Raw genomic sequence first — 3,799 nt, 5'->3', positions numbered from 1 at the left:
GGGCGCTGAGCTCGGTTACGATCCGCGATTCCTCCGGACGCGAGCAGACCCTCGCCTGCGACCTTCTCGCGGTCTCGAACGGCTGGAACCCGACGCTGCATCTGACCTCGCACCAGAATACGCGGCCGGTCTGGGACGAGGCAATTCAGGCCTTCGTGCCCGGCACGATGCCAGCCGGTCTCGCCGTGGCCGGCAGTGCGGCGGGGCGGTTCTCGCTCGCGGATGCACTGGCGGATGGCGCGAGACTGGGCCGCGAGGCCGCGGCCGACTGCGGATTCCACGACGTTGCGGCGGGGTCTTGCCCCCAAACCGACCCGGAAGCGCTGGGGTCGGCGCCCCTCTGGCGGGTCAAGGCACCCAAGGGCGGGCTCTTCGCGGGCAAGGCCTTCGTCGATTTCCAGAACGACGTCACCGACGCGGATATCGAGCTGGCCGCCCGCGAGGGCTTTCGGCCGGTCGAACACCTCAAGCGCTACACCACGCTCGGCATGGCGACGGACCAGGGCAAGACCTCCAACATCGCCGGGCTCGCGATCATGGCCGAGCAGACCGGCAAGACGATCCCCGAAACCGGCACGACCATCTTCCGCCCGCCCTATACGCCGGTCGCGATCGGCGCGCTGGCCGGCCATCATCGCGGCCGCGACTTCAGGCCGACCCGGCTGAGCCCGACCCATGCCTGGTCGCAGCGGCAGGGCGCGGTCTTCATCGAAGCCGGCGCCTGGATGCGGGCGCAGTACTATCCCCGCCCCGGCGAGACCGACTGGCTGACCAGCGTCAACCGCGAGGTGCTCGCCGTCCGCAACGCGGTGGGGCTCTGCGACGTCTCCACCCTCGGCAAGATCGACATCCAGGGGGCGGATGCCGCCGACTTCCTCGATCGCGTCTACTGCAACGGTTTCCAGACGCTGCCGGTCGGCAAGGCCCGCTACGGGCTGATGCTGCGCGAGGACGGCTTCGTCATGGATGACGGCACGACCTCGCGGCTGGCGCAGACCCATTTCCTGATGACCACCACCACCGCCAATGCCGGCAAGGTGATGCAGCATCTCGAATTCTGCCATCAGGTCCTGTGGCCGGGTCTCGACGTGCGCATGGTATCGGTCTCCGAGCAGTGGGCCCAAGCGGCGATCGCAGGCCCCAAGGCGCGGCTGGTCCTGCAGGGCGTCGTCGATGCCGGGCACGACCTCTCGAATGAGGCCGTCCCCTATCTGGCGGCGCGGCCGATCACGGTCGGTGGCGGTGTCCCGGCGCGGCTGTTCCGGATCTCGTTTTCGGGCGAGCTCGCCTATGAGCTGGCCGTCCCCGCCCGCTATGGCGAGACGATGATGGAGGCCCTGATGTCGGCCGGCGCCGCCCATGGCATCACGCCCTACGGCACCGAGGCGCTCGGCGTCATGCGGATCGAGAAGGGCCATGTCGCCGGCAACGAACTGAGTGGCCAGACCACGGCGCGCGACCTCGGGCTCGGCAAGATGGTGTCGTCGAAGAAGGATTATCTCGGGCGGCTGATGGCGCAGCGCCCGGCGCTGGTCGAGGCCGACCGCCCTCGCCTCGTCGGCTTCAAGCCGGTCGATCCGGCACAGCGCCTGCGTGCCGGCGCCCATTTCATCGCGACCGGCAAGCCAGCGACCATGCACAACGACGAGGGCTACATGACCTCGGTCGCCTATTCGCCCGTGCTGGGGCACTGGATCGGCCTCGGCCTGCTCAGGAACGGGCCCGAGCGCCTGGGTGAGCGCGTCCGCGCCGTCGACCCGGTCCGCAACGGCGATATCGAGATCGAGATCTGCTCGCCCGTCTTCGTCGACCCGGAAGGAACGCGTCTCCATGGCTGAGATCGGCACGGCATGGACCGCCCGCGGCGCCTGGACCGGCATCGTCGCGCCGGGCGCGTTCGGCGGCCCCGGTGACGGCGTCAAGGTCTGCCTGCGCGAGGGATTGGGCATGGCGAGCCTGATCGCCGGCCGGGAGCAGGAGCCGGCGCTCGGACGTGCGCTTAAGAGCCGCTACGGCCTCGCCCTGCCGACAGGTCCATCGGTTGTCTCGTCGGCGTCCCACAGCCTGGCCTGGGCAGGCCCTGGGCAATGGCTTCTGGTGGCGGCCTCTCGCGCCGGCTTTGCCGAGGACTGCGCGGGCCTGGCGGAAACGGCCGCCGTGGCGGAGCAGAGCGACGGACGCGCCGTCCTGTCCCTCTCCGGCAGCATGGTCGGCAAGACGCTCGCCAAGGGCTGCATGGTCGACCTCCATCCCCGGGCCTTCCCGGTCGGAATGACGGCGCTGACCAGCATCGCCTATATCGGGATCCAGCTCTGGCGCTCGGAGGACGGGCCGGACGGCGCCGTCTACCAGATCCTGGTCCCGCGTAGCATGGCAGGCAGCTTCTGGTCCTGGCTCTCCGCTTCGGCCGCGGAGTTCGGTTGCGCGATCACCACCGCGGATGCGTGACCTCACGAAGCGAGGATCCAACGCGCTGCACATCTGACAGGTGCGGCATCGGCAGTGCGAAGTCGCGCCGGGCGGGCTTCACATCGCCCGCATCCGTTCGAAACGCGTCCTCGTCGGAGATTCGCTGCCGGCCGAGGGCCGTTCGCTGTTCGGATCGGGGGGTGGTGGGGGAAGCAGGACTCGAACCTGCGAAGGCATAGCCAGCGGATTTACAGTCCGCCCCCTTTGCCGCTCGGGACATTCCCCCGCCCGCGCCGCTTGCGGCGAAGCCGCAGGCGTCTCTCTCGTGTCACTGCTGTGACGGCGACAGGCGCGGCCGGACTTATGGTGACCGGGCCGGCCCCTGTCAACGCCAAAAAGCCGTCTGCCGCATCGGCATGGTGAAGTGCGGGGCCATTTCCATGCTGGCCAAGTCGGGGATGTCGTGTCAGGGCATGCGCCAGCACCGCAGGAGAAGCCCCATGCCCGCACCGTTCCGCCCCAAATCGGATCGCGATCAGCCGCGCCGCGAGGGTGCGCGCGGGGACGCTCCGCGTCAGACCAGCCCGCGCCGCGCCGACGGGACCCTGCATCACCGCCCCGGCGACATCGACGAGGCGGTGCTCTACGGCGTCCACCCGGTGATCGAGGCGCTGCGCAATCCCAAGCGCAGCCACCGCCGCCTGCTCGCGACGGAGAATGGCGTCAAGCGCCTTCAGGAGGAGATCGGCGACCTGCCGCTTGAGCCCGAGATCGTGCGCCCCTCCGAGATCGACCGGCTGCTCACCCCCGATTCGGTGCATCAGGGTCTTTACCTCGTCTGCGACCCGCTGCCCTCGCCCGATCTCGACAGCCTGCCCGACGACGCCATCGTGCTGGCGCTCGACCAGATCACCGATCCGCACAATGTCGGCGCCATCATGCGCTCGGCCGCGGCGTTTGCGGTCAAGGCCATCGTCACGACCGCCCGTCACAGCCCCGAGGCGACCGGCGTGCTGGCGAAGTCGGCCTCCGGCGCGCTGGAACTGGTGCCGCTTGTCACCGTGCAAAATCTCGCCCGCGCGCTCAATGAGTTGAACGACCGCGGCTTCATGACGGTCGGACTCGACAGCGAGGGAACTGAAGACCTCGGCGCGGTTACGCTGCAGCAGCCGCTGGCGCTGGTGCTGGGGGCCGAAGGCAAGGGCTTGCGGCAATTGACGCGCGAGACCTGCAGCGTGGTGGCGCGCCTCGACATGCCCGGCGAGATCAAGAGCCTGAACGTCTCCAACGCCGCGGTGCTGGCGCTGTATATCGGGGCCAGCCGGCTCGGCCTGATGAAGCCGAAATAGCACAACGCCCGCTCGCAAATTGCGAACGGGCGCTGAGACCT

The 3,799-nt window shown here is 69.3% G+C and carries 3 protein-coding genes and 1 tRNA gene; 3 read left to right on the top strand and 1 reads right to left on the bottom strand.

Annotation, left to right across the window (positions count from 1 at the left end):
• Both Q8M82_RS04565 and Q8M82_RS04560 read left to right on the top strand, forming a co-directional pair.
• On the top strand, window positions 1-1,838 hold a 1,838-nt coding region (locus Q8M82_RS04565), incomplete at its 5' end, for a glycine cleavage T C-terminal barrel domain-containing protein (protein ID WP_305690197.1).
• Window positions 1,831-2,448, top strand: a complete 618-nt coding sequence (locus Q8M82_RS04560; RefSeq protein WP_305690196.1) for a sarcosine oxidase subunit gamma — start codon at window positions 1,831-1,833, stop codon at window positions 2,446-2,448. The genes Q8M82_RS04565 and Q8M82_RS04560, both read left to right, overlap by 8 nt.
• A 162-nt stretch (window positions 2,449-2,610) precedes the next feature.
• On the opposite strand, the gene Q8M82_RS04555 is transcribed toward Q8M82_RS04560, so the two are convergent.
• Window positions 2,611-2,695 (bottom strand) — tRNA-Tyr (locus tag Q8M82_RS04555).
• Window positions 2,696-2,909: 214 nt separating this feature from the next.
• Here Q8M82_RS04555 and rlmB point away from each other — a divergent pair.
• Window positions 2,910-3,758: a 23S rRNA (guanosine(2251)-2'-O)-methyltransferase RlmB gene (rlmB, locus tag Q8M82_RS04550; RefSeq protein WP_305690195.1), complete on the top strand. Its 849-nt coding sequence runs from the start codon at window positions 2,910-2,912 to the stop codon at window positions 3,756-3,758.
• Window positions 3,759-3,799 lie beyond the last annotated feature (41 nt).

It is taken from the genome of Allobosea sp., assembly GCF_030694325.1.
In the GTDB taxonomy this organism is placed as follows: domain Bacteria; phylum Pseudomonadota; class Alphaproteobacteria; order Rhizobiales; family Beijerinckiaceae; genus Allobosea.
The sequence above is the reverse complement of the archived record's forward strand: the minus strand, read 5'-3'. Positions and strand labels throughout refer to the sequence as shown.

What these genes read in the sequence shown, in the direction of transcription:
- Q8M82_RS04560 (WP_305690196.1), top strand. Translation starts at nt 1,831, where the DNA reads ATGGCTGAGATCGGCACGGCATGGACCGCCCGCGGCGCCTGGACCGGC.
- rlmB (WP_305690195.1), top strand. Translation starts at nt 2,910, where the DNA reads ATGCCCGCACCGTTCCGCCCCAAATCGGATCGCGATCAGCCGCGCCGC.